At 68.9% G+C, this 24,959-nt stretch carries 20 protein-coding genes; 11 read left to right on the plus strand and 9 right to left on the minus strand.

Annotated features, from left to right (window positions below; genetic code table 11):
• Window positions 1-70: 70 nt before the first annotated feature.
• Window positions 71-676: a DsbA family protein gene (locus tag ACTWOL_RS00535; RefSeq protein ID WP_474293088.1), complete on the minus strand. Its 606-nt coding sequence runs from the start codon at window positions 674-676 to the stop codon at window positions 71-73.
• Between the two features lie 126 nt (window positions 677-802).
• Between ACTWOL_RS00535 and ACTWOL_RS00540 the strand changes: the two genes are divergently transcribed.
• A complete protein-coding gene (locus ACTWOL_RS00540) occupies window positions 803-1,723 on the plus strand; it encodes a helix-turn-helix domain-containing protein (RefSeq protein WP_474293090.1) in 921 nt (306 codons plus the stop codon).
• 46 nt (window positions 1,724-1,769) lie between these two features.
• On the opposite strand, the gene ACTWOL_RS00545 is transcribed toward ACTWOL_RS00540, so the two are convergent.
• The 5 genes from ACTWOL_RS00545 to ACTWOL_RS00565 form a co-directional block, all read right to left on the minus strand.
• A complete protein-coding gene (locus ACTWOL_RS00545; RefSeq protein WP_474293092.1) occupies window positions 1,770-2,453 on the minus strand; it encodes an aquaporin in 684 nt (227 codons plus the stop codon).
• Between the two features lie 116 nt (window positions 2,454-2,569).
• Complete coding sequence (locus ACTWOL_RS00550; protein ID WP_474293094.1) at window positions 2,570-3,574, minus strand: MBL fold metallo-hydrolase; 1,005 nt, start codon at window positions 3,572-3,574, stop codon at window positions 2,570-2,572.
• Window positions 3,575-4,297: 723 nt separating this feature from the next.
• Window positions 4,298-6,607 carry a GH92 family glycosyl hydrolase gene (locus tag ACTWOL_RS00555; protein WP_474293096.1) on the minus strand — a complete coding sequence of 770 codons (2,310 nt, stop codon included), beginning with the start codon at window positions 6,605-6,607 and terminating at the stop codon, window positions 4,298-4,300.
• Between the two features lie 313 nt (window positions 6,608-6,920).
• Entirely contained in the window at window positions 6,921-7,709 is a 789-nt protein-coding gene (locus tag ACTWOL_RS00560) for a DUF4142 domain-containing protein (RefSeq protein ID WP_474293098.1), read from the minus strand.
• 198 nt (window positions 7,710-7,907) lie between these two features.
• The gene (locus tag ACTWOL_RS00565) at window positions 7,908-9,287 is read right to left on the minus strand and encodes an FAD-binding oxidoreductase (protein ID WP_474293100.1); all 1,380 of its coding nucleotides are present in this window, start codon (window positions 9,285-9,287) and stop codon (window positions 7,908-7,910) included.
• Between the two features lie 508 nt (window positions 9,288-9,795).
• Here ACTWOL_RS00565 and ACTWOL_RS00570 point away from each other — a divergent pair.
• From ACTWOL_RS00570 to ACTWOL_RS00580, 3 genes are all read left to right on the plus strand, one after another.
• Complete coding sequence (locus ACTWOL_RS00570; RefSeq protein ID WP_474293102.1) at window positions 9,796-10,221, plus strand: hypothetical protein; 426 nt, start codon at window positions 9,796-9,798, stop codon at window positions 10,219-10,221.
• A 148-nt stretch (window positions 10,222-10,369) separates the two neighbouring features.
• The gene (locus ACTWOL_RS00575) at window positions 10,370-11,452 is read left to right on the plus strand and encodes a hypothetical protein (RefSeq protein WP_474293103.1); all 1,083 of its coding nucleotides are present in this window, start codon (window positions 10,370-10,372) and stop codon (window positions 11,450-11,452) included.
• 38 nt (window positions 11,453-11,490) lie between these two features.
• Window positions 11,491-13,365, plus strand: a complete 1,875-nt coding sequence (locus ACTWOL_RS00580) for a hypothetical protein (protein ID WP_474293105.1) — start codon at window positions 11,491-11,493, stop codon at window positions 13,363-13,365.
• Here the strand turns inward: ACTWOL_RS00580 and ACTWOL_RS00585 are convergent.
• Entirely contained in the window at window positions 13,307-14,125 is an 819-nt protein-coding gene (locus ACTWOL_RS00585; RefSeq protein ID WP_474293107.1) for an alpha/beta fold hydrolase, read from the minus strand. The genes ACTWOL_RS00580 and ACTWOL_RS00585 overlap by 59 nt on opposite strands.
• A gap of 378 nt (window positions 14,126-14,503) precedes the next feature.
• On the opposite strand from ACTWOL_RS00585, the gene ACTWOL_RS00590 reads away from it, so the two are divergent.
• The 3 genes from ACTWOL_RS00590 (at window position 14,504) to ACTWOL_RS00600 (ending at window position 17,855) form a co-directional block, all read left to right on the plus strand.
• Entirely contained in the window at window positions 14,504-15,232 is a 729-nt protein-coding gene (locus ACTWOL_RS00590) for a class I SAM-dependent methyltransferase (RefSeq protein ID WP_474293109.1), read from the plus strand.
• Between the two features lie 771 nt (window positions 15,233-16,003).
• Window positions 16,004-16,447, plus strand: coding sequence for a hypothetical protein (locus ACTWOL_RS00595; RefSeq protein WP_474293111.1), 444 nt, complete (start codon window positions 16,004-16,006; stop codon window positions 16,445-16,447).
• Between the two features lie 241 nt (window positions 16,448-16,688).
• Entirely contained in the window at window positions 16,689-17,855 is a 1,167-nt protein-coding gene (locus tag ACTWOL_RS00600; protein ID WP_474293112.1) for a hypothetical protein, read from the plus strand.
• Between the two features lie 169 nt (window positions 17,856-18,024).
• Here the strand turns inward: ACTWOL_RS00600 and ACTWOL_RS00605 are convergent, their stop codons facing one another.
• Window positions 18,025-19,089, minus strand: a complete 1,065-nt coding sequence (locus tag ACTWOL_RS00605; protein WP_474293114.1) for a helix-turn-helix domain-containing protein — start codon at window positions 19,087-19,089, stop codon at window positions 18,025-18,027.
• Window positions 19,090-19,269: 180 nt separating this feature from the next.
• Between ACTWOL_RS00605 and ACTWOL_RS00610 the strand changes: the two genes are divergently transcribed.
• The 4 genes from ACTWOL_RS00610 to ACTWOL_RS00625 all read left to right on the plus strand — a co-directional run bounded on the left by ACTWOL_RS00610 (window position 19,270) and on the right by ACTWOL_RS00625 (window position 23,885).
• Window positions 19,270-20,262 (plus strand): hypothetical protein, encoded by a 993-nt coding sequence (locus tag ACTWOL_RS00610; RefSeq protein WP_474293116.1) that lies wholly within the window; start codon window positions 19,270-19,272, stop codon window positions 20,260-20,262.
• Window positions 20,235-20,645 carry a hypothetical protein gene (locus ACTWOL_RS00615; protein ID WP_474293118.1) on the plus strand — a complete coding sequence of 137 codons (411 nt, stop codon included), beginning with the start codon at window positions 20,235-20,237 and terminating at the stop codon, window positions 20,643-20,645. Before ACTWOL_RS00610 ends, ACTWOL_RS00615 begins: the two co-directional genes overlap by 28 nt.
• A 724-nt stretch (window positions 20,646-21,369) precedes the next feature.
• Window positions 21,370-22,449: a C40 family peptidase gene (locus ACTWOL_RS00620; protein WP_474293120.1), complete on the plus strand. Its 1,080-nt coding sequence runs from the start codon at window positions 21,370-21,372 to the stop codon at window positions 22,447-22,449.
• A gap of 122 nt (window positions 22,450-22,571) precedes the next feature.
• Complete coding sequence (locus ACTWOL_RS00625; protein ID WP_474293122.1) at window positions 22,572-23,885, plus strand: RICIN domain-containing protein; 1,314 nt, start codon at window positions 22,572-22,574, stop codon at window positions 23,883-23,885.
• A 151-nt stretch (window positions 23,886-24,036) separates the two neighbouring features.
• Here ACTWOL_RS00625 and ACTWOL_RS00630 read toward each other — a convergent pair whose 3' ends face one another.
• A complete protein-coding gene (locus ACTWOL_RS00630; protein WP_474293124.1) occupies window positions 24,037-24,723 on the minus strand; it encodes a hypothetical protein in 687 nt (228 codons plus the stop codon).
• Window positions 24,724-24,959 lie beyond the last annotated feature (236 nt).

Raw genomic sequence — 24,959 nt, forward strand, 5'->3', positions numbered from 1 at the left:
CATGGCTGGAGGCATCAGGCGACGTGCTGGGACCCCACCCCTTGGGACAGGAACTGGTCAAAGGCCCGGATCAGGTTCTGGGCGGAGGAGATCGGGCCTCCCAGGCGGTGCATGCCGCTGGCCGTGTGCAGCAGCAGCGTCGGGTAGCTGTCGACACCCAGACGGCGCACCTCGCGGGCGCCGGCAAGGGCTTCTTCCCGGGTGGCCGGGATGTGTAGGCGGCGGCCACCGTGACCGGGTCCAGCCCCAGCTGGACGGCGATGTCCCGGTAGGTCTGCACATCCGACAGGTCGCGCCCGTCGAGGTACCAGGCGCGCTGGAACACGGCGGTGGCCTCCAGGACTTGCACGCCGGGCTGGTTGCGCAGCGCCACGAGCCCCGTGGCCGCGTCGGTGGAGTCCATGACAGCGGTCCCCTCGGCCAGCACCTTCTGGTACGCCTCGCCGAAGGTGACACCGGTCAGTTCGGTGATACGGGTATTGGCGGCCGGGATGTGCGGGTGGGCCGCGACGGGCAGGGCCCGGATGCCGGTGAACAGGCCGCCGGACAGCACCCGCAGCTCGATCCGGTCGGCGCAGGCCTCGGCGAAGTCGTGCAGGGCCGGGCCGAAACCGTAGCACCAGCCGCAGTAGGCATCGAAGGCGTATGTCAGCCGAGCCCTCTTCATCACGGACATCTGGATTCCTTTCCTGTTTCGGTCACCGGTGCCTCACCGAAACCGCTGCGGTACCGTTCAAACTAGGGAGCGATATGGTGAAGAGCCGGATACATTGGCGACTGATGATGGTGAAAAAGAGACACAATGACCCAACGGAAGATCACTGACGTCGCCTTCGTGGCTCCCGTCGGCAGGCCTACCGGCCTGGAGGTCATGTCCCTGGCGGAACTACGCGAGCGGGCACCCCTCCGCATGGGGAGAGAGGGCCTGGCGACCCCGCAACGGCCGGCCTTCCACCACCTGCTCACCCTCAGCAGCGGCACGCTGTGGCACAGCGTGGACTTCACCGGCTACGCCCTCAGACCCGGCTCCTGGCTACGGGTACGACCCGGCCAGGTGCAGCAATGGGGCGACCTGGCCCAGGCTGAGGGCACGCTGATCCTCTTCGAGCGCGACTTCCTGGATCCGGGCACCGTGACCGCCGCCCACGTGGACGACCTGCATGCCCCCGTCCTGCAGGTCCCGCTCCCCGAGGACAGCCAGGCCCTGGAGATGGCCGTCACCCATCTGACGCTCGAATTCGAGGCCCAGCGCCCACTTCCCCCCGGAGCACATGTCGCGATGCTGCGCCACCTGCTGGCAGTCCTCGTGCTACGCCTGGCCCACCTCACCGCCCCAGCCGGCAGCCCGGCACCCGACCCCGGTCAGACCTTCCTGCGCTTCCGGGACGCCGTCGAACGCGACTTCACCCGCACCCGCCGCCTGGACGACTACGCCCAGGCTCTCGGCTACTCCTCCCGCACCCTCTCCCGCGCCACGCTGGCCGCCGCAGGGATCGGGGCCAAGGAGTTCATCGACGGGCGGGTCATCCTCGAAGCCAAGCGGCTGCTGGCCCACAGCGACCACCCGGCATCCCGTATCGCCGCGCAACTCGGCTTCTCCAGCGCCACCAACTTCAGCAAGTACTTCCACCAGCGCGCCGAGACCACTCCCCTGGCCTTCCGTGCCACCGTGCGCGGACAGGCAGCAACAGCCAACGGGCACGGCAGCGGATCGGGATCCTGAGCGTGGGAAGCGGCTGCCCGCGTCCCCAGCCGCGGGCAGCCGCCTTTCAGGACTGCCGGTGCCGGCCGCGGCGGCAGCGGACGGCCAGGGCCGTGAAGACCGCCCCGGCGAGCGGTGCCAGCAGATAGACCCACAGGTATCCGGTCGCGCCGGCCCACAGCGCGGGCCCGAACTGACGGGCAGGATTGGCGGCCCCGCCGGTCGCCGTCCCGAGGCCGACGACAAGCGCCGCTGCTGCCGCCGGAAGGGCCAGCGGAATCCACTTCACCCGCTCAGGACGGGACAGGAGCAGCACGGCGATCGCAAGGATCGCAGCGGTCGCCGACGCCTCCGCCGTGAACACCGCCGCGACCCGCCAGCCCGGGCCGGGCCGCACGGCTGAGTAGGACACCTGGCCCGTGGCCACCGCCGGACCCCACACGAGCCTGGCCAGGCCGGTGCCTGCGAACGACCCGGCGAACTGGGCAGCGGCGTACGGCACGACGTTCCGCCCGGGAAACACGCCTGAGAGCCACAGGCCCACGGTGACAGCCGGGTTGAGGTGCCCGCCGGAGTACCGTCCCCACGGGGACGTTATCGCCAGCCCGATCGACACTGCGACCATCACCGCCACAACGGCCAGCCGCAGGTGAACACCGCCGCCCAGCGCCGGGACGACGGAGGAAGCCATCACCCAACGGACGGCCGACACCACCACGAACAGCACCGCACCGGTGAGGACGAACTCCACCGTCGCCGCCCAGGCAATGTCCTCGCACCCATTTCCGTGCCTTGCGGCGCCGGTGCCGCAGCCGGAAGGTGTTGTGTCATCCCGCCGGACGATGCCACGGGCAGGTGTGAGCATGGTCAGCCCCAGGACATCTCACCCGTGGCGACCTTGGACCCCAGGTCCAGGGCCACCTGCAGGCCCAGAGTGGGATGGCGGCGCAGCATAGCCGCCTTCAACGCCTCGGCGCTGCCACCGCTTTCCGCCAACTCTTCCTCGAAGGCGGACAGATAGTCGCGGGTGAAGGTGATCACGGACGCATCGGTGGCGGAGTCCGCCGAGCGGTGGCCCGCAACGACATAGCGAGCGTCCAGCTTCCCCATCTCGGCCAGCGTATCCACCCAGGCAGCACGCTCACGGCTGGTGGCCGTGTCGGCGGTCCACACATGCAGGCCGGAGAACAGCAGAACACCGCCGACCACTGCCCGGTCCTCGGGCTGCCAGAGGTACTCCGTCCGCCACAGAAGGTCCGGATGCCCGCCGCGGATCTCCAAGCGGCGCCCCTCGACGCTGAGATGACCGTCCTGCAGCACCTCGGGGACAACCACGTCGGTGGGCAGATTCCTGCCGAGATTCGCCCAGGTACGAAGTTTGGCTTCCCAACTTGCCTTGATCTTCTCGACGGTTACGGCCGTCGCAACAACCCGGACCCGGGGGAATGCCTGGCGGATCACCTGCAGGCCGAAATAGTAGTCCGGGTCGGCACTGGTGACCACCACAGTGGTCAGCTCCTTGCCGCTGTCGATGATGTCCGCGAGGACCCGGTGCTGCTCGGCCAGCGTGAACTGCCCGTCTACCAGCACAGCCTCGCGGTCACCCACGATCAGCACGGATGACTTGCGCAGGCCGGTGTCACCGGCAGCATGCACGTGATACGTCAGAGGAGAGGACATGAAGGTGTTCTGCCTTTCGGAAAGAGAGAGGTAGAGAATCGAGCCGTCGAAAGGATGTATGGCCGCCCGGCGGTTCAGGGAAGGCAGAGGAGACCTTTCCGCTGCAGGGGCCGATGCGGATTCGGTGAAGTTGCCCGAGCCGCTCGGACACACGCCCCTGCGCCCTCCGTACAGGCCGTCAGTCATCATCATTCTTTCCAACTTCCGTCACCCCGCTCAAAGCGCTCGGCGGGTCGACATGACCAAAGCTATGGTCAGAGGCGAGGTGAAACGAGATACCCTCGCGACGGAGTATGGTTAAAAAGCGACAGTCTGGTGGTATCGCGAGAAGGCTGGACTGAGCCCGCGTGTTGCGACCAACACGAACCGGGATACGAAGACACGAGGGTTGGCTGCCCTGACAATCCAACTTCCCCTGCGAACAGGTGCTTTGGCAGTCGCCGTCGCGCTCGGCGACCCGAACGCCGTCGCGGACCTCGCCGTCCGACTCGACGGCCGGTGGCAAGGGCGGTGCGTCGTACTGCATGACGCAGAGGGTGTGCCACAGGAGAGTACTTCTGGGGAGTCCCGGGCGAGTGACTGCACGCGGCAGACCGGCATCCAGGTCGGTACAACGGCGAGGAAGAAGCCATGGGAGTCAACCCAGCGGCAGACCACCCGAACAGGGATCACCACCAAACGGGAAGGACGGCCGCCGATGGTCAGACGTGCGGGCGTCAGCCACTCGCCTCCGGCCCAATGCACCGGCCGGCCCCGTCAGCCGACCACCTCCTCGTGATCGGGTGACGGGGCCGCGGGTCCCACGGTCCTCGGCCTGCGCTACGCGGCGTCGACGAACGACAGCGGCGCCCGCTTCGGCGGCTGCTCGTCAATCTGTCGCCACAGGAACCACGGCGGACTCCGATTCCTCCGGTGTCAGTGCAGCGGTGGCGGCCCGTCCTGGGCGCCCGTTCCCCACCCGGACGGGTCGGTGCCGACCGTGAACGCCAGCGACCGCATGCCCCTCAGGGCGTCTGCCGTCAGATACGTGCGGCCGTGAGGTGAGCCGTCGACGCGGGCCGACTGGATGTAGCGGTGGTCGTTCGAGGTGCCGGGCGCCGTCACCGTGAGTGCCCCCGCCGGGTAGTAGCGCCGGTCGAGGGTGAGGTCGACGCGGTCGAACACCGGGGTGGACAGGCCCCAGGTGCCGGCACCCGGCTGCACCGGGAAGATCCCGATGGACGACAGCACCATCCAGGCGGACATCGTGCCGAGGTCGTCGTTGCCGGTCATGCCGGTGGGACTGTCCGTGAACAGGGTCAGTGCGGCGTGCACGACGTCGGTGGTCTTCCACGGCTGACCGGTCGACAGGTACGTGTACGGAGCGATGAGATCGGGCTCGTTCTGCGGGTTGTACTTGCTCGCGTTGTAGTAGTCGTAGGGACCGTTCACCCATACCTCGCGAGCGGTCTTCGCAGGGTCCTTCACGAGCCGGTCATAGGCGAAGAAGGAGTCCAGCCGGTCGTTCGCCGCCTGCTTTCCGCCGATCAGGTCGACCATGCCCGGGAGGTCCTGCGGCACGAGCCACTGGTACTGCCAGGCCGTTCCCTCGTGGAATCCCTCGCTCTTGGCCGGGTCGCTCGGACCGGTGAAGGCACCGGAGGCGTCACGTGCGCGGAAGAAGCGGGTCGAGGGATCGAAGATCTTCCGGTAGTTCTGGGCCCGGGCTGCGTAACGGGCCGCGTCGCCGCGGTGACCGAGGTCGCGGGCCATCTCGGCGAGCATCGCGTCCGACAGGGCGTACTCCAGTGTCGCGGACGCGCCGTGGGCGTAGTCCGAGTCGCCTGGCTTGGGGTGCGGACGGCGCTTGCCGTGGGGCACGAACCCGTTGGTGATGTACTCCTCGTTGGCCTCACGGCCCGCGGCCGGAGAGTCGGCGGGCGGTACCCCGTCGGCGTTCTTCTTCAGCGCGCGATAGGCCCGTTCCTCGTAGCCCTCGAGCAGGCCTTGCCGGTAGGCGTGGGTGAGGAACGGGGTGACCGGGTCGCCGGTCATGATGTTCGTCTCGACCGTGCCGTACCCCCACTTCGGCAGCCAGCCGCCCTCCTCGTCGATCTTGATGACCGATATCGCCATGTCCCGGGCCTCACGCGGCGCGAGGAGGGAGAGGAGCTGGGCCTGCGTGCGGTAGGTGTCCCACAACGACCAGTTCTGGTAGTACGTGAAGCCCCGTGCGCGGTGGATCTTCTTGTCCCAGCCGGTGTAGCGACCGTCGGCGTCGCTCCCGATGTTGGGTGCGAGGAAGGACCGGTACAGGGACGAGTAGAACGTACGGCGGAGGGTGTCGCTACCGCCTTCTACCCGCACGTCGTCAAGCCGTTCCTCCCAGGCCCGCTGTGCGGAGTCGCGGACCTCACGGAACGAACGGCCGCCCTCGGCATTGAGGTTGACGGCCGCGCCGTTCGCGTCGACGTAGGAAAGGGCCGTCGTCGCCTCCACGGTACGGTCCTTGGTGGTGTCGAAGCGCAGATAAGCGCCGTCGCGGCCGGCCTTCGAGCCGGCGGTGACCGTGGAGCCGTCCCACGTGCCGTGCGCGGTGAAAGGCCGGTCGAATCGCGTGATCGTGTAGACGGTGTAGGACTTGGTGCCCTGGCAGAACCCACTGCCGGTGATCGCGGTGCGTACGGTCCGGTCGTCGAGTACCTCGACCTTGGTGGATTCCTTACGGTGCAGTGACTGGCCCGCGTTGAGCAGGACATTGGCCTTGTCGGTGGCCGGGAAGGTGTAGCGCTGCACGCCGGTGCGGGCGGTGGCGGTCAGTTCCGCGCGGATGCCGCTCTTGAACCCGACCTTGTAGTAACCGGGGCTTGCCTTCTCGGTGTCATGGCTGAACTCTGCCTGGTACCTCGCGTAGTCCGTCTCAGCGACGTCACCGGTGGTGGGCAGTACGGGCAGATCACCGCCCAGACCGCAGCCGACGCCGGACAGATGGACGAGGGAGAAGCCCCGGATGTGGTTGTGGGAGTAGTCGTATCCGGTGTTGTGTCCGGTGTCCGGGGAGAACTGCACCATCCCGAAGGGCACGGCCGCGCCCGGGTAGGTGTTGCCCTCGTTCTCGGTTCCGATGAACGGGTTGACGAGGTCGGTGAGTCGGCCTGCTTGGGTGGCGACCGTCTGGGTCGTGGGCGCCATGGAGGCGGCTGGAAGGAACGCGAGCGCCGCGACCACGGCGGCTGCACGGTGCATACGCCGATGCCGTCCCATGAACATCAGTCCCATTCTTGGACATAGACAACGTTATCAAGCAACGGTCGCTCATCTTTCGTGCTGTAGAGGCGCCCGTCAAGTATGCACGTAAGAGCGGAAGTTGCTGCTCCGTCTGCCGGATGAGGTTCGCCGTCGGAGGGTGACGTCCGGAAGAAGGCTTCCGCGCGCCATCACGAGGAAGAGGAAGCGGATTCGGGGACGGTCGCGATCCGGCCCCCTCTCCTCCCCTCCGGCGCCCGGGAATCCCGGCAGGTCCCAGCGGCCTCGGCGGTACGGCGGTCCCGGCGACCCGTCAGCCGGTCGAACCCGCTCCGGGCGCCGGGCGTCTGGTGTCGACGGCCGTCGGAGGCCCGGGCCGCGTCGACGGCTTCGACGTGGGCCGGCCTTTGCCGCTCGGAGTGACCGGAGCCGGGGTCGGCGGGAGGTCGCCGTCCGGCGGCGGTGGGCCCGTGGGGCTGGCCGTCGCGCCGGTCGCGTCCTCGTTGGCGATGGTGTCAAAATCCACCAGGCCGGTCGCCTCGAGCACCATGATCTGGTCGAGGACGGTCTGGTTGGCGTCGCTCGCGAGCTGCCGGATCAGGCTGTTGCGCGTGGCGTGGCGCACCTGGCCCGCCAGTGTGAAGTCCTTGCCGTGGGCGTTGCGCAGCAGGTTCGCGAACTTGTACTCGTACTCCTGGCCGCTCGCCTCGGTCAGCTCCTTCAGCCAGCCCTGCTGCTGCTCGTTGGGCTGGTTGGGCAGCTGCACGCCGAGCTTCGCCGCCGCGTCCAGGGTTCGCCGGTCGAGGTCGGTGTGGCCGACCACAAGGTGGTTCCCCGCCTCCTTGATGGCTTTGCTGGGCGCGCGTTCGACCGCTTGCTGGCCTGCGGGGAGTTCCCACAGGTCCGCCAGCCGCACCTTCACCAGGAAGTCGCGGTCGGCGGCGGACAGAGGGCCCCATTGGGTCGCCACGGTCGCGGCGTTCAGGTCGGCCGGTTCGCTCGTGATGCGGTCGGCGTAGGACCATACGGGGTACGCGATCGCCCCGACCGTTGCGGTCAGCGCCGCGCTGATGACGACCGGGCCTTTGATGCGCCGCAGCAAGGGTGCCTCCTGAGCGTTGTGCACTTGGCGGTATCAGGAGATACGCGTGTTGGGACCGCTCTGTTCAGCCGTCGAACTCGCCCTGCACGTCCGGAGCGTGTGGTTCCGCGGCGACCCGCAAGTGCTGCCTCCGGTCAGTCGTTTCAGATTGCGGATGTCCGGCATCCCTGCGCACAGGCGCGAAGGTGTCCCGCAACGTCAGACAGGTTCACCACGGATCGAAGCGGGCGGGATGCTCTGCTCGTACCGGAAGACGTTGTGGGGGTCGTACTTCGCCTTGATCTCGCGCAGCCGGTCGAAGTTGGCTCCCCAGTAGGCGGTTTCCCAATCCTGCATCCCGAGATTCGGTACGTTGACGTAGGCACCGTCCACGTAGGGCTGCAGTGCCCGGCTGAACTCGGCGATCCATGCGTGTGCCCGCGGTGTGATCGCGTCACCGCTTCCCGCTTGTCCACGAGTGCCCCAACCGACGCCGGGCTCGGAGTAGAAGAGCGCTTCACGATGAGGGAACGCAGTGTCGCCGCGGGGGCTCCTTCTGACAGCCCCGCCGAAGGCCTGGGTGAAGAAGTTGCTGTCGGCCGAGGGGGCATCTCGCATGAATGAGGCGATCAGGTCGATCGCCTCGCCCGGGAACGGCTTGGTGGCGAACTGCGAGAAGAACTTCCAGTTCGCGGGTTCGTCCCCGGTCGGAATCTGGAAGCCCGCGTATACGTCTCCCCAGCTGCCGACCCGGAACGAGACCTCGGGGTTGCCGACCGACAGGATCGGGGCCAGCAGTTCCTTCGCCTCGGCCGGCGATCCTTCCGCGAGAACGGCGAACAACAGGATCCGGCCTCGGTGGATCTCGAGCTGGGTTCCGAGGCGATTGTCGGCGATCGGCGCCGTGTGCTGCCAGGTGTCGAAGACCTCGGACAGGTCCTCGAGGCCGTCCCACGTCACCTGCGCATAGGTGACGCTCTTCAGCGGAACCACCTCGTAGGTAAGTGAGGTGACGATCCCGAAGTTCCCGTTTCCCGCCCCGCGCAGCGCCCAGAGCAGGTCCGGGTTGTTCGTCAGATCCGCTGTGACCACCTCGGCGCTCTCGGCACCCGACGCGACGACGATCTCGGCCCCCACCAGGTTGTCGCAGGCCATGCCGAGGTAGCGGGTGAGGAAGCCGAAGCCGCCACCGAGCGTCGCACCCGACAGGCCGACACTGCCCTCTGTTCCGGTCGTCACCGCAAGGCCTTGCCGCGCGAGCGTGGTCACCGCTTCCAACTGGTTGAGACCGGCGCCAACTGTCGCGATACGAGAGGCAGGGTCGATGCGGGCCGACTTCAGCTCGCTGACGTCGATCACGATACCGTCGTCCACGTTCGACCGGCCCTCGAGGCTGTGGCCGCCGCTCCGTACCCGCAGCGCGACGTCGTTCTGCCGCGCCCACGTGAGCGCGTTGACCACGTCCTGGGGCTCCTGGGCATAGACGATGACCAACGGATGGTGAACGAAGAGCTCGTTCCAGCCAAGGCTCGCCCTCGCATACCCGGGGTCCTCGGGGCGGACGATGCGGCCGGTCAGCTGCGCCAGCCTGCGCTTCACGCTTCCGGGCCCTCTGCTCTTGGCGTCCGCGCCCGGTCGCCTCCGGCCGTAGCGCCCGGAACATGAGCCACGTCGGCGTCAGCGGCCGACGTCGCCTTGAGTGATCCCCAACGAGAAGGACCGTGCATGGTCCGTATCCTCTCGACCGGAATTCACCAGTACTCGGCCAAGGCGGACCATGTCCGCCAACTGGCACGTTCAATGCGTCGAAGACGATTCCTGGGGTCCGCAGATTAACAGGGGCGTCCCCGTGATGGGGTTGCCCGACACGCTTCGATGAAGGGTGCATGGCATCGGCAGGCCGATGCCGCTATCCCCCGACGACGTTGCAGAAACGCTACTGCGCGGCACGGTCGTTGTCGGCTAGCAGAAAAGTCCTCAGAATCCTGATGAAAAGCCAAAAAGGACACATCACCGGATCGTGAGTGTCATCGTGCAGAGGGGGACATGAGCCGGACGAATGGGGCAGACGTTGGATCGTTTCAGCAGATGGCTGGTGGCAGTCACCGTGACCGCAGTCGCTTTCGCAGCGGGCACGTGGCTCTGCGGAGCGCTGCTGCTGCCGCTGATGAAGGACCCGGCTGCGCGGTGGACGGTAGCCTGCGGAGCAGGAGCAGCACTGGCCGCACTGGCGGCTATGTGGGGGTACGGCTTCGTCAGCGGTATCCGCGCCGCCCCGGGACCGAATGCGGGCGGGTCCGCACATGCATCCGGGGCGCGCTCGGTTTCCGTCGGCCGCGACAACACGGGCGCCATCTCCACGGGCGACACGCATGTCCCACCCACCCCGAGGCCGCCCGGCCCCTCGGCCCCACCGCCGCGCGGAACGCCTGGCGGTTCCGCCGCTGCCTCCGGGGAGCGGGCGATCGCGATCGGCGGCGACAACCACGGTTCTCTGTCCACGGGCGACTCCGGCGACGAAACGGCACGGTGACACCCTGTTCCGCATCCCGACAGGCCCGTTCCGCAGGCGGCGACCGGCGCAGTCCGTCAGAGCCGACGGACCTCGGTCCGTCGGCGTCGGCCGTCACAACTTCGGCATCGTCCAGACCGGGGACAACGCCAAGGCGCTGTGGCTCGAGATGCCCCGGATCCTGTGGGTGTCGTTGGTCGTGGTGATTCTCTCCGGCTTGGTGGCAGGCGGGGGCTGGCTCTACTTCGATTGGTTCTCGCCGAAGTTCGCGCCGAATTACCGGACCCAGTTCCTGATCGACACTGCGGAAGGCACCGAGCCCGGAGGCATCGCAGCGATCGCGGCATCGCTGCGCAAGACGGTCGGAAACGCAAGCGACCATGACGCGCTCGCCCTGCGCAGTTTCGGCGGCCAGTGCGGTGCGTCCGACAACACGACGCGGTTGGTCGGCTTCGACGCCGGCAATCAGCGGAAGATCACCCAGGCAGCGGGGCGAATCCGATCGACCGGCAAACCGACGCTGGTACGCGGAATCGTCCAGGCGGTCGAGGACTTCTCCCAGCCGTTCGATCAAAATGCCCGCCAAGTCAACCGGATCATCGTCGTGACTCGGCACGGCGTGGACGCTTGCGAAGACGACATCGCCTTCGTGGAAAGGGAGATTCGCGAGCGGGTCGGCACGGCCGGACTGTCCCTGCAGTTCCGCGTGATCGGCTACCAGGTACCCGACGGGCAGCGCCGAAAGCTCGACGAGATAGCCGCGGCTGCCAAGGCGCCGCCTCCTGCGTATGTGGACAACGCGCCCGACCTCGACAGGACCCTCGACTGGTTCTCCAACGTGGAGCCGGTCCTCAAGGGAGCCCAGCGGATCGTTGGCACTCTCAATGCCACAGTCACGCAGGTGAACACGGCTGTCCAGGCGATAGACGACGGTCGACTCGATGTCGCCGACGACACCCTGAGCCGGGCTCGGAAAGCGGTCAACGGTGCCGACCCGGAGATTGACGACCTGAACGGCCGGGCGAAGAGCGCTGACGCCCAGAACGTGCACGACAGGGCTGTCCGGCTGCGTGACAAACAGCGACAGGTCGTCGACGCGGCCTCCCAACTGCTCAAGGCCGCGCGGGCCGGTTCACCGCTCGATCCGCGGATGAAGGTGTTCCGGCAGGCCGCCGCGGACTACAACGACGAGGTGAACGGCATGAACAGGCTCCTCGCCGCCCTTCGCGGGAAGCTGACCACGACCTCATGACGACCAACTCCGTCCCGCGGCACAGGCGATGGCTTCGTGTGCTCCTCATCGTGTCCGCCGTCGCCGCGCTGGTGACCGGCGTCGCGGCCTTTCTGGTCCTGCGAGCAGTCCCGGACTACCGGACCGCCTTCCTCGTCGACACCTCGGTGGTCAAGAACAGCGGGGACTTTACTGCGATCGCGGATGCCGTCGGCTCGGCCGCGCAGAACTCCGCCGACGGTGACTCCCTGTCCTTGCGCCGGTTCGGCGGCGTGTGCGGCGCCAGGGAGAACACCACGTCGGTCGTCGGCCCCGGCACAGGGCAGGCCCAGAAGATCAGCACGTCCGTCCACGCTCTGTCGCCGTCGGGGAAGCCCACACTGGAGAGCGGTCTCCGAGCCGTGATCGATGACTTTTCCGGCTACTACCCGTTCCGTGGGAGCAAGCGGAACCGGATCATTGTGGTGACGTCGCACGGTGTCGACGCCTGCACGGCGGATCACGCCGCACTGAGGCAGGCGGTGAACAAGAAGGCCCATGACGGCGGAGTGAAATGGGACTTCCGGTTTGTCGGCTACAAGGTTCCGCGGAATGAGCAGCAGCCACTTGCCCGCCTGACCGACACGATCAAAGCGCCCAACCCCCGGTTCGTCACCACACCTGCGGAGCTCACCGCGACCCTGAAAGAGCTCACCATCCCCGAGTCCACGGATGCCCAACACGTCGATGTCCCGTCCATGACGCCAACGTCGCCACCCGCGTCGCCATCCACCTCACCACCGGCCCGCGCCGTGCGGCTCATCCTGTCCACGTCGTCGTTGAAGGTTGGCGGCACCTACACGGCGGAGGCGAGCGGGATGGAGCCGGGCGAGCGCGTCCTCTTCACTTGGACCGGCCCGTCCGGAGGCAGCATCGGGACGTTCACCGCAGGTCGGTCGGGGGAAGTCGCGACCCGCATCCGTCAAGCGGGCAGGCCGGGCTCCTACACCATCTGGGCAGAAGGGGAACGTTCCGGCCGGAAGGCGTCGGCGTCGTTGCGGGTCTTGCCGGCCGACATCACCACGCCTCGGCTGACCCTCAACCCATCCACCCTCAGAGTCGGCCAGCCCACCACGGCGACGGCTTCAGGCTTCCAGCCAGGGGAGACCGTCGATTTCTACGTGGGCCCTTGGGGGCACGGCGGCAGCTACGCGCACGAGAAGGCCAACGACTCAGGGGTCGCCGTCGGTCGGCTGGGAGACGGGTGGATGGCCGCCGTACCGGGCCGCACCTATGGCGTCACCGCCGTGGGCAAGCGGTCCGGCCGCCATGCCGTCGCCACGCTCCGGTACGAGAGAGTGAAGCAGGTTGGGCGAGTGAGCGCGCACGCCAGCCCCAACCCGGCGAAACCCGGCGAGAGGGTCACCGTAACGGGCAGCGGTTTCGCGCCGCATGACAACGTGCAATACACCTCGACGCTGTTTCCCGGTAATGCGACCACCGCGGCAGACGACGGTTCCATCGAGTTCACCGTGTCCATTCCAGAGGATGCCAATTCAGGCAACTACTCCATCCGCATCGACCAGATCGCTTCGGGAACCGAGCTGACAGTCCCGCTCGAAGTGCAGTCGGCCACGCCACCTCCGCCACCATCCCCCACACCGACTCGCACATCGCCGTCAGACGAACCACGCCCGTCTCTCACTTCCGCCGCCGACGGGAGTCCACGCCCACCCGGCCCGAAACAGCCCATCACCTTGGTAAAGCGGAAGGCTTCCCACGCCGTCCCCCTTGCGGTTCGCTCACCGCTCTTCCCCTCGACCGCCGCGCGCGGCAACGTTCTCCCCGTCAGGGTCGAGGCAAGGTCCAGCAGGCCGCCGTCGGACATCGCGGCGGTCAGGTCGACAGCGTCCCGCCGTCGACCTCGCGCCAGAAGGCGTGGACTCGTGCGTTGAACACGTCCGGGGACTCCTGGAACGGCTGGTGGGCCTCCCCCGTCATGATCTCGAAGCGGGCGTCGGGGAGGGCATCGGCCACGACCCGCCCCAGCCGCGGCGGTGTGGCGATGTCCCGCTCACCGGCCAGGACGAGGGTCGGTACGGTGATGCCGGGCAGCCGTTCGCGCGTGTCGTGCCGCATGAACGGCTCCAGTTGGCGCTGGAAGGCCTCGGCGGACTGCGGGTACGGGAAGGCGAGCGTTTCGTCGATGAACTGCTGCACCGTGCCGTCGGCGTGGGCGCGCGGCGTGTAGATCCACAAGAAGAACGCCTCCAGCATGGCCCGCTCGTCGGGCGCCTCCGTCACCAGCCAGTTCCAGAACCCGGTCATGGTGGTGAAGTAGGCGTCGGCCTGTGCCCAGGTGCTCATGAGAACGAGACTGCGGACGACCGCGGGGTGACGGAGCGCCAACTCCTGTGCGATCGCGCTGCCGCCCGAGAAACCCGCGACATGCGCCCTGTCGACTCCGCATACCCGGAGCAGTTCCGCGGCGTCGTCGGCCATCAGGGCCACGGACAGGGGCCCCTCGGGCAACGGCGTCCGCCCCACCCCCCGGTTGTCGAAGGCGATGACCCTGTACCGGTCCGACAGCCCGTCGAGCTGCGCCTGCCACGCCTCCGCGGGATCGCCCAGCCCCGCGATCAGCAGGACGTCGGGCCCTTGGCCACGGCTCTCGGCCCAGATCGTGGTGCCGTTGGCTTCGACGTACTCACCCATGGAAATACACCTCCGGCCTCATCGTCTCCCCCGCCGGTCCTCGACGAATACCGCCGCGCCGCACGCGCTCGCAAACACCCGACGGCCCTGGACGTGGGGTACGACGGCCGGATCGACCAACGTGCGGCACCTGTGGGATTCCGAAGGAGGACCGCACGGGATCGACGCAGGCTGCCCCGGTGGCCGGCTTCTCACCTGTCGTGGCCGGGGCTGTCGGGCCTCTGCGTGTCCTCGATCAGCCCGCACGCGTTGTCTTCGGCGACGTGTGAAGCCGCACCCCCTGCGGCACCGCACGGCAACCCCGGCCACCGCCCGACAGCCGGGGCGGCTTCTTCAGGTCGGGCCGAGGGGACGACGTCCGAAGGAGCCCGCACAACCATGCCGACGCCGCAGTACGACCGGATCGGAACCCGTTTCGAACAGTCCAAGTCCACCGCCGCCTTCTCGGCCGCCGACACCCACAGCCTGCTGCTGGAGATCGGCGATATGGCGGGCACCGCGGCCCTCGACCTCGCCTGCGGCGCCGGGTACAACACCCGGCTGCTCGCCGAACGGGGCGCCGCCCCCGTCGTCGGGGTGGACATCTCCCGTGAGATGGTGCGCCTGGCGCGCGGGCACGAGGCGGAGCGCCCATTGGGCATCGAGTACGCGGTACACGATGTGGCTGCCATGCCGCGCCTGGGCGAGTTCGGCCTGGCCACCGCCGTCTATCTGTTCAACTACGCGCCCTCCCGAGCCGTCTTGCGCGCCATGTTCGCAGCCATCCGCGCCAACCTCGTCCCCACGGGTCGACTCGTGGCCATCGTCCCCAATCGTGCGCCCTTTCCCGGGGGCAACTGGGACACGGTGGGCGTCACCATCCGCGAGCGTGTGCCCGGCCCGGAAGTATCGCTGCTGCGCGCGGCCTTCCTTACCGAACCACCCACCCCTTACGAGTTCTACGAGTGGCCGCACGCCGACCTGGAGGCGGCCGCACGCGCGGGCGGCTTCGGCAGCGTCGACTGGCGGCCCGTCACCACCCCGCCGGCAGACGGGCACCACGGCGCTGAGACCTGGGAGGCGTACCGGGCGGCGCCAGTGGCGTCTCTCATGATCTGCCGCCCCTGACGGCCCACGGTCGCGGCTCAAGGCAGTGATCCGCATGGTGAACCGCGGGGGTGGTGGCGAGCGCGACGGCCTGCCCCCGAGCTGCGGCTTTCGTCTGCACGCCGGTGGCCACGATGTCGTCTTCTGCCGCAGTCAGCGGGTGATACGGCGGTATCCGACGACGTCGGAAACATCTGCCAGTGGTACGACGGTGACGGTGCGGCCGGGCGGGAACGTGGCTGACGTTGCCGCCGTCGCCGATATGGATCTGGACGTGGCGACCGCAGGGCCCGGTGCCACGCCGGATGTACGCCTTGCCCACCCGGGCCCTGGGCCCTGGCGACGGCGATCGCCGCGCCGCCGCACTTCGCCGGCTCCGCCCTCTGCGGCCTCCTTCACCAGCCGCTGTGCTCGCGGCTGGTGAAGGAGGCTCTTCCCGCCTGACAGTCTCTCGCCCGGTCTTCCGGCGTCCCGGACAGTCCGCGTCCGACGGTCGGTGGACGCCCGCTGCAGACGGCAGGCGAAATAGGCGCGGACACCCCACCTGACCTGCACAGACAGCGCCGGACTGTCCCGGCCGCCGCAAGGCGTTGCCCGGCCCCGGGTGCAGGGCAATGCTTCTTCCACCGCCCCGCACCGACGGGCGGCGCCTCCGTCGAAGGCGCCGCACGCGCTGCCGGGCTGGCACTGCCGCCTCTGGTGTCGACGACCGCAGGCAGGCGCAACCCCAGCCGAGGCCATGTGAACAAGCCCGGCCTCGCGACCAGTTCTCAGCTGAAGAGGAGTTTCAGCATGCGTATCGCCCGATCACGATCAACCCGCGCCCTGGCGGTGGCCGTTGCCGCCGCAGGTCTGCTGGCCGGCGGCGTCACCGCCGCCACCGGTGGGTTCGCCACCGACAAGGCTGCCGAGAGGGCCACCGACACGGTCGCCGTGGTGGCTGCGGAGCACTCGCAGAAGCAGTCCAAGATCATCGGCAGGTTCGAGGTGTGGGACACGTGCCCGTACCTCGTAACCTCCAGCGGCACGCACTACTACCTGCCGGGCTACACGGTCGGCGGCAACGGCGCACTGTACAAGCGGTCGACCGGCGGCTTCATTGCCCATCGCGGCTGGAAGATCCAGGCCAACGGAACCACGTACAACAAGCCTCTGGCTCGGCGCACCACACTCTGCACCACCTGGGGCGACCAGCGTCGCATCAAGGCGAAGTCGATCTACGCACTCGATCACTGAGCCACGCCGTAGCCGGAAGCACTCGCCACTGCGGCCCCCGAGCCGCCGTGCCCGGCGTGTTCCTCGCCCCAGGTGGGCGGGGGACACGCCCCGGCCGCCCCACAGCACATCCCGGCTCGCGCCACTCCCCCCGCCTCGCTGCAAACGGGGACTTCGATCACACAGTGCCCGTCGACAGCACTGCGGCAGGGGATGCCGAGTCTCTGTCTCTCTCCCTCACTCCATCACAGGAGCATCATCCATGCGCATCGCACACAACCGAGCGCCCCGCACCCTGGCGATCGCCACGGTTGCCGCCGCTCTGGCAGCGGGCGGCCTCGCCGTCGGCACCGTCGATCTCTCCCCTCGCGGGGCGAAGCCGTCCACCGATCAGATCGCCAACGCGGCGGCCTCCGGGCGTGGGGGCCTGCCCCGTGTGAAGGGGCTGAAGTTCACGCTGGGCGACCGGTCGGTGAAGCTTTCCTGGAAGAAGGTCCGCGGCGCGGACGACTATCGCGTCTACGCCGACTATTCCTGCGACAACCTTCCCCGCAGCACCGGCACCTATCAGCTCGTCAAGGAGCACCTCGGGCAGCAGACCGTGTGGACCCATCGAGACATCACGGCGACGTGCGTCAACTATGCGGTCGCCGCGGTACGCGACGGCAAGCAGGGCGCCCTGCCTCCCGTGGGCGAGCGGGCGGTGATCTCGATGCCCAACCGCGACCACATCAAGGCTGCCCAGAGGTACTTCACCGCAGCCCCCGATGCCGGCGACACCGTCGCCCGGACCCGTGTCGCCTCTGGACCGGACCGCGGAATCGTGCTGGCCCGCGCCTACATCCGCAACAAGGACGCCTTCACCGACTCCATCGGCGACCACCGCGGCTGGACGGCCGACCCGGCAGCATCGTCCAAGGTCACCGTCGCCTGGAATACCGGCACCGGCGAAGTCGCCGCCTACGTCCACAAATCCTGTGTCGCCGGCGCCGGCCTCCCCAACGGCGGTTCCGTGCAGGCGGGGTGCCACGACGCTCTCCCCGCCGCGTTCGTCTCCAACGCGGCCTCCGTGGGCGACGGCTCGAAGGATCGGCGCAACCTCATCAGCGTCTCCCGCACGAGTTCGGGCGGGCTGACGATCGGCATCTCCGCGGTCAACTCCGTTTCGAACGTGTTCGGCCGGATCGACGGACAGCTGAGCCTGTCCCCGCACAAAGACAGTTTCCGTGTCACGCTCACGGCCGACAAGTTTCCGGCATGGGAGTTCATCCGCTATCCCCACTTCGTCCAGGGCGCGCCGATCGGTGAGTCCAGGGTCATCGGCACCCGCGACCAGACCCGTATCGGCGACCTCTCCAGCGGACGGCAGTCCATCTGCACCAGCACGGGATCCGAGACGCTGGACTTCCAGAACCCCATGTCCTGCTGAGCAGTGACGGACCAGCCGCTGCGGTGCGTGCCGCAGCGGCTGGTCCGTGGGGCGGGCCGGACAGGGCCGGTCCTTGGGCGCTGCCGCCGGATCCGTTGCTGTCCGTCGAGGAGTGCGAGGGACAGGCACCGTGACGGCGTGGGAGCCGCTCAAAGGACCGACCCTCAGATCACACACAGTCGTTGGTGACGTCCCAGCAGGTCTCCTCCGGGAATGGGTCGCCACTGCCGCCCGGAGGGGGCGTACTCGTCGAGGGATTCGCCTCGTAGGGATCCGACGGTGGCTCGTACGGGTCGGGTTTGGGTGTCCACGTGCTCCGCACCGGCTTCGGTTCAGTGGGAACGGTCCTCTTCTTGGAGGGGCTCGACGGCCCGGCCTTCGGCGTTCCACCAGGCGCAGGTTTGTCCTTGATGGGTTTGGTGACGGCGGCACTGGAAGCGACACCGTCCGCAGGACGGCTCGGCGTGCTCTGTGGCGAGACAGTGCGGGCCGGCACACCCGTCCGGCTCACTTGCGGCTCGTCGCGATCGTTGCGATCGCTGCGGGGAAGCAGAATCCCGGTGGCCGAGGCTGTCAGGAGCACGATCGCGGCAGCGGCCGTGATCACCACGCCCGGCTGCCGGAGACGGTGCCGGGCCGTCTTCTGCGCTGCTGGTGCGGGATTCGCTGTCTGCGGTGTGATGGAGGGGCTTTCCCGGGCCAGATCGGCGGACTCGGAATCTGTGGCGCCGCGAGCCACCGGCTCGGCGGCCGGCAGTGTTTCATCCACGGGTCGATCCGGCGCCGTGACGTACGCCCCGGTCTCCGCAGCAGCAACAGACTGTTCCGATTCGCCAAAGGTGCAGTCGCCACCGTCCCGTGTTCCTGCTGCCCCTGAGTTCTTCCGCTCGTCAGCGCCTTGCTGCCGGCGCGGTGTGCCAGAAGGATCTCCCGCTGCGGGCACGACGTCGGAAGTGTGCTGCTCGAGCTCAACAGCCAGACGTTTACGGACACCCGCCCACACCTCGACTGCGGCCTCGTCAGCGCCGCAAGCCCGGACAAAGGCAGCCACCAACTCCTCGCGGGGCAGCTCCCGCCTGCTCAGTGCGCCGGAGAGCGTGGCGCGCGGAAGGACGTCTCCCCCTGCGCCGGCCCGGCGCTCCAGCTCGCGAAAACTCACATCCGCCCACTGGCGTAACTGGCGCATCTTCGCGACGAACTGCGCAGCATTCTCAGCATCCTGAGGCTGCGGCATCCCCCCGTCCACCCCGGTCCCCCATTTCCGTTGACGGGCCTCAATCACCCCCGGCAGCTTAGACGCTGGCCTGGCTTCCTCGCCGAGGCCGGCCCACACCGATCGCCGGCGGTTCCGAGTCGTCCGGATCGAGGTCGCCGCGGCGGGAGCGAAGGGCGCAATCGCTGCGATACTCACCCGATGCCAGACCTCAGAGGCAGGTTCACCAGCCTGCGCCGCGCCGGTGTGCGTGCGTTCGACGACATAGAGAACAACCTCGCCGGCGTGAACGGCCCCGGAGTGCCGGCCGACAACGAGAACGGGGTCATCGGCTGGGGCACGGCCTGGCGGATGCAGGGTTACCTGCTGATGGCCCAGCGCACCGGCCGCACCGCGTACGCCGAGCGCCTCGTGGAGCTCGTCGACGACGTGCTCGACGCACGGGACGACGTGCGCGGCGTGCGGGACTTCCGGGGCCGCAGCCTTCCGGTGTGGAGCAGCGCCCACAAGTTCACCGCCGCCTCGGTGCTGCTGCGGGACGCCGCGGCGCGCCCCGCCCTGGAGGTGACGGTCTGTCCGCCGCGCGCCCGGGCCGTCCGCGTCACGGTCGAACCCGACGGCGAGCGGCATTTCCGGCTCACGGTGTACGGCCCCGAGCGCCCCGACCACACGGTGGGCGGGCTCAGCCTGGACCCGCTGGACGACCGCCGCGCCGACCGGGTCCTGTACGGGACGTACGAGCAGCGCACCGGCGTCACCGCCCGGATCGTCCTGCCCGACGAACCCGTCACCGAGCCGCGCGCCCCGCGCCCCGGTACGTACGCGGTGCGCCCGGCCCGGGTCTCGCTGGCAGCTCAGACCGGCATGATCACCTACCCGGTAGCGGGGCTGGTGCGGCTCGCCCGCACCCGGCCCGACGCCGTGCCGCGCGCGTACGCGAGCGCGCCGACGGGTACCTGGACGCGGTGGAGCGGGCGATGCGCGTCCACGACGAGCAGTGGGACACGACCGCAGACGGACGCGGCTGCTACCGCTGGCTGCCGGACGAGCCGGTGTCGTTCGCGGGAGCGGAGCTGCCGACGAACGAGTTCCTGGCGATGGGCCGCACAGCCGTCCAGCTCGCGGTGGTCACCGGGCACGCGGAGTGGCGCGAGCGTGCCACGGCGATGGCCAGGGCACTGCACAGGGACCTGACGGTCACGGACGGGGCGGCCGTGTGGCCGTACTGGCCGGGCTTCGGACGGGTGTACCAGGGCTGGTCGGCGACCGGCTCGCCCAAGACCGACGGCTCCGACTTCCGGCCCTTCTACCGCGCGGTCACCGTCCCCGAGGACGTCACGCACGCGTTGATCGACCTCGACTTCCTGTGCCTTTACCGCGACGCGCCGGGGCTGCCGGAGGTGTTCACGGACGCCGACATGCACGCCGTCGCGGCGACGTTCGGCCGCAACACGGTGGAGCGCCGGGGCGGGGCGCTGCGGATGCGGCACGACGTCGGAGGCACGGGACGCAAGGGGCACCGACCGCGAACAGGCACACGTGGCCGCCTGGTTGCCGCTGCGACGCTGGTCGCCTGACATACCCCGGAAGGTGCGCGCGATCCGTCCGAAGCGCCCGCCACTGCCGCTGATGGGCGTGGACACGTACTGCGCGGCGCTCCTGACGGGCTGAGCCGCGCGGGGGAGGCCGCCGGGGATGCCTGATGGTGACGGCTCTACGCCACGGCAGCCATGCCGTCAGGGGCCGACCGGTGCGGGACACCGGCGCCGTGCTGGTGCGCGCGGGCAGACTCACCTCTGCTCAGCGACCGACACGACACCCTTCGCTCGGCCGTGTCCCCCCATGCGGGCTCGCAGCCCGCGGACGCCATGGGGTGTGCCGATGCCCGTGACCAGGTCGTATCCAGGCATCGCGCAGTAGGCGCCGGCGCAGCCGGTGACGATGTCGTGGAAGTGCCAAGGTCGTACGTAGGGGTAGGCGTTGGGACGGCCGGGACAGTCCGGGGCCGTCCGACGAGGTGTCTGAGCTGTTCATTGCGGAGCCGGGAGGTAGGTGTCCGGGCTCCCCTGAACCACGTTGAGGCTGCCGTCGCGTCCGTCGCCCCCGCACGCACCGCCCAACGAGCGCGCCCCCTGTCGCCTCCGCCGACGACAGGCCCACGAGGACCAGGACAGGGAGCCTGAGCTGGCAAGACACTTCCGGACTGTCCCGGCCGCCCGGGGATCTTGCCGGACACCCGGGCATCGCGAAGTCTCCTCACCGAACCGACTCCACCCCCCCCCTCGAGTGAAGGAGATCGTGATGGTCCAGGTGATCGTGCGCACCGCTGCCGCCACAACGCAGACGCCCACCGCCATACCGGGAGCCCCGGCGGCGAGAACGGCCACGAAGACGAAACCGGCACCGGCGAAGGTGATCGTCACAACGCCGAAGCGGTCGCAGGAGCACCGACCCGCGCCCGCCCCACCGGCCACCGCATCCCCCCGCAACCAGCCGGCCAAGGAGGGCGAGGGAAGGCGTCGCCACGCAGCCCCGACACCGTGGACGGTGTGGTCCGTTGCCGCCAAGTGGTTCTCGCCGACAGCCGCATCGGTCGCCACAGCGGCCATGCGGATCGCGGGCATCACCCTGCTGGGCGTTCTGGCGGTCCTGTTCGGTGCCGTCCTGACCCAGAACACGGTACCCGACGAGCCGCTCGCCCCCGGCCGGGGCACCACGCTCCAGCCACCCGCCCAGCCCCCTGCCGACACGGCTCCCGCAGATACGCCCACGGCCGAACGCAAGCGCAAGCCGTCCCCGAAACCACCGACGCACGCCTCACCCACGGTCCTTCTGCGCCCCGGTGACACCCTGTGGGCGCTGGCCCAGCGGCACCACACCACGGTGGCCGCCCTGCAGAAGGCGAACAGCCTGGGCTCCTCGACCACCATCTACGCCGGCGAGCACCTCCACCTGACCCCGCCCCACCCCGTGCCACCACGGACCGCGCCCCCTGCCGACACGGCGCCCAAAGAGGCGACGAATCCCAAGGGCAGGGCAGCCCAAGCCGTGTCGTTCGCCCGGGCCCAGCTGGGCAAGCCGTACATCTGGGGTGGTACCGGCCCACGCGGTTACGACTGCTCCGGCCTGGTCCAGGCAGCCTGGAAATCCGCCGGGGTCAACCTGTCACGCACCACATACACACAGATCCACGACGGCCACCGCACCACTCGCTCCCGCCTCGCCCCCGGCGACCTCGTGATCACCAACCATGGCCACCACATCCTGCTCTACACCGGCGACGGCAAGGTGATCGAAGCACCCAAGACCGGAATCCGCATCCGCACCGCCCCCCTGCCACCCCACCACCAGGTCGTCGCCTACCGCCACATCACCCCCTGACCACCACGAAGATGACGACGACAGCTCAGATGAACGCCGCCCTGCAGCAGCAGTTCCCGCCGGTCCCTCACTCCCCTCACGCACGCACTACTCTCCTCACAACGTGCGATCGAGGAGGGGACATGGGGGAAACGGGGCCGGACCCGAAGGCTGCCCGTACGCCGGCGGAGTTCGTGGCCACGATGCGCCGATTACGCGGTTGGGCCGACCTGAGTTACCGGCAGCTGGAACGCAGGGCCGAGGATGCCGGTGACGTATTGCCGCGTGCCACGGTCTCCGGCGTGCTGGCACGGGGAGACCTCCCCCGCGAAGAGCTCCTGATCGCCTTCGTCCGCGCGTGCGGCGGCGACGCGGCCACCGTCGACGCCTGGGTGGAAGCCCGCCGTCGGCTCGCGATGAGCGCGGAACCGGTGGCTCCAGACGGCGCCGGCGATGCGGAAGACGTCCCGCCGGACAGCACGGACGACACCGCCACCAGCACGGACACCGCAACGAGTTCGCACAACGAGACACCATCGAACGCTGAAACCGGCCTGGACGACGAGACACTCTCGGACGCGGCTGCCGATGCCGGCCTCAGCACGACCGACCAGGCGATCACCACCACCGAGGCCCCCGAGGGAAAAGCGGCGCCCACCGCGCCGCCGCCTCCCCGACCGCATTCCGAGGCCAACGAACGCAGACGCCGTAGCCGTACCCTGCCCGTGGCTGTCACCAGCGCCTGCGCGATCGCGGGGGTGCTCCTGGCCGCCCTGTGGCCCGGCGTCAAGCCTGGCGGCGACAAGACGGACGCTGCCCCGCCCAGCAGCACCAGACCCTCGGCACCGACCTCGTCCGCTTCATCCCCTGCCTCCCCCTTGCCGTCCATGTCGCCAAGCGCCAACCCGCCCGGCGACGACAAGGCGGACACGCCGAGGCCGCCCGGGCCCTCGGCACGGCCTGCCAGGACCCCAACCGGGAAACCCGCGCCCACGACACCCGTTCCTGCGGGAATGCCCAAGGCCGGCTGGGTGAGGATGCACCCGGCGAGCTCCTCCGGTCTGTGCATCACGGAAGGCCGGGAACGCAACGGCCGTACCGACCGCGAGATCGCCGTGCAGCGCCCCTGCGCCGAGGCGCCCCAGCCGAGGGTCTACCTCGAATCCCTGGGCAACCAGATCTACCGAATCCAGTGGCACCGCCCCGAGTTCGGCAAGGGCTGTCTGGGTGTCGACGAAGCGCCGGTCGAGGGATCGGAGCTGATGTCCCCCGGCGACTGCACCGACTCACTCGGCCTGCAGTACCGCCTGGAGTCCTCCGGCAACGGATACCGACTGCACCCCATGGACAGCGGCATGTGCATCGGCATCCTGCCTCCCCGCACTGACGGTGCCGAAGCAATCCAGGCCACTTGCACGGGAGGCGGCGACCAGGTCTTCCGCTTCAGCCCCCTGTGAGCCCGTCGGTGACCGACGGACCGTCCCGGGGCCTTGTCGGGCGGCGCGCCTCGACGATGACGACGCGAGCGGCGCGGTCCGGCACCTCCTGCCGGGGCGGGAGCCGCTCCCTTCGGGGGATGCGGAGGCGGCTCCCGTCGCGCAGGGGGTGTTACTTCTGGTTGGTGAGCCGGCCGATGAAGGCACCCTTGGTGGCGTGGAGGGTGACGCGCTTGACGGCCTTCTTCCCGAAGGTCTTCACTCGCGGGAGGGCGGTGATACGACCGTCGGCGTCGTTGCCGTCGACGCTGCTGGTGGCGTCGATACGGATCGCGGCGTTGATGTTGAACACGTCGGTGCTGGCCGTGGTGGTGCCGGGGAGCTTGCCGACGGTCGGGTAGACGAGGGTGATGCCCTCGGTGGTGACGGGGATGTCGAAGATCTTCTCCGTCACGGAGAACGTCGCGGTGGTCGTGCGGGCCTTGTCCTTGGCGGTCGTGAAGTGCGCCTTGGTGACGAAGGTGACGTTCTTGCCGTAGTGGTCGACCGTGGTGACGTTGCGGATCTTGCCCCAGGCCTTGCCGGTAAGGGCCTTGTAGACCTTCTGGTCCTGGAGGGTCCTGACGAAGACCTGCTTCCGGTTCTTGTTCAGCTTGGCGAACTGGGCTGCAGCCTTCTTCGCGGCCGGAGAGCTCTGCTGCTTCAGGTACTTCTCGTATGCCGGAACGGTCAGCTTGGCCGCCGGCTTCGCCGGGACGGCGTCGGCGTCGGCGGCATGAGCGGCCGGGGCGAGGACGGCGAGCCCGGCAACGGTAGCGATGGCGGCAGAGGCGAGACGGCCGCTGGTGGACGTGAGCATGCGTGACTCCCGTGTCGTATGAGCTCCTGAGCAATCGTCAACAACCCTATGGACGGGGTTCCTTGACCGGGATTGTCTCTTTGGGCACGGCCGTTCGGGCACTGCCCTTTCCGGTAGCGTGTTTTCGGGTTGTGGAGGCACCGTGACGGCTCGCGTGCCCGTCGCCGTAAGCCAGTAGGTTGTACATGGCCACCGCCGCACCCAGGCCACGGGGGTCTTCCGGGGAGAAGCGGTGG

Source organism: Micromonospora sp. IBHARD003 (assembly GCF_056106285.1).

What these genes read in the sequence shown, in the direction of transcription:
- ACTWOL_RS00590 (WP_474293109.1), top strand. Translation starts at nt 14,504, where the DNA reads ATGCCGACGCCGCAGTACGACCGGATCGGAACCCGTTTCGAACAGTCC.
- ACTWOL_RS00625 (WP_474293122.1), top strand. Translation starts at nt 22,572, where the DNA reads ATGGGGGAAACGGGGCCGGACCCGAAGGCTGCCCGTACGCCGGCGGAG.
- ACTWOL_RS00610 (WP_474293116.1), top strand. Translation starts at nt 19,270, where the DNA reads ATGCCAGACCTCAGAGGCAGGTTCACCAGCCTGCGCCGCGCCGGTGTG.
- ACTWOL_RS00615 (WP_474293118.1), top strand. Translation starts at nt 20,235, where the DNA reads ATGGCCAGGGCACTGCACAGGGACCTGACGGTCACGGACGGGGCGGCC.
- ACTWOL_RS00535 (WP_474293088.1), bottom strand. Translation starts at nt 676, where the DNA reads ATGTCCGTGATGAAGAGGGCTCGGCTGACATACGCCTTCGATGCCTAC.
- ACTWOL_RS00550 (WP_474293094.1), bottom strand. Translation starts at nt 3,574, where the DNA reads ATGATGATGACTGACGGCCTGTACGGAGGGCGCAGGGGCGTGTGTCCG.
- ACTWOL_RS00555 (WP_474293096.1), bottom strand. Translation starts at nt 6,607, where the DNA reads ATGCACCGTGCAGCCGCCGTGGTCGCGGCGCTCGCGTTCCTTCCAGCC.
- ACTWOL_RS00585 (WP_474293107.1), bottom strand. Translation starts at nt 14,125, where the DNA reads ATGGGTGAGTACGTCGAAGCCAACGGCACCACGATCTGGGCCGAGAGC.
- ACTWOL_RS00630 (WP_474293124.1), bottom strand. Translation starts at nt 24,723, where the DNA reads ATGCTCACGTCCACCAGCGGCCGTCTCGCCTCTGCCGCCATCGCTACC.
- ACTWOL_RS00620 (WP_474293120.1), top strand. Translation starts at nt 21,370, where the DNA reads ATGGTCCAGGTGATCGTGCGCACCGCTGCCGCCACAACGCAGACGCCC.
- ACTWOL_RS00595 (WP_474293111.1), top strand. Translation starts at nt 16,004, where the DNA reads ATGCGTATCGCCCGATCACGATCAACCCGCGCCCTGGCGGTGGCCGTT.
- ACTWOL_RS00605 (WP_474293114.1), bottom strand. Translation starts at nt 19,089, where the DNA reads ATGCCGCAGCCTCAGGATGCTGAGAATGCTGCGCAGTTCGTCGCGAAG.
- ACTWOL_RS00575 (WP_474293103.1), top strand. Translation starts at nt 10,370, where the DNA reads ATGCCCCGGATCCTGTGGGTGTCGTTGGTCGTGGTGATTCTCTCCGGC.
- ACTWOL_RS00540 (WP_474293090.1), top strand. Translation starts at nt 803, where the DNA reads ATGACCCAACGGAAGATCACTGACGTCGCCTTCGTGGCTCCCGTCGGC.
- ACTWOL_RS00600 (WP_474293112.1), top strand. Translation starts at nt 16,689, where the DNA reads ATGCGCATCGCACACAACCGAGCGCCCCGCACCCTGGCGATCGCCACG.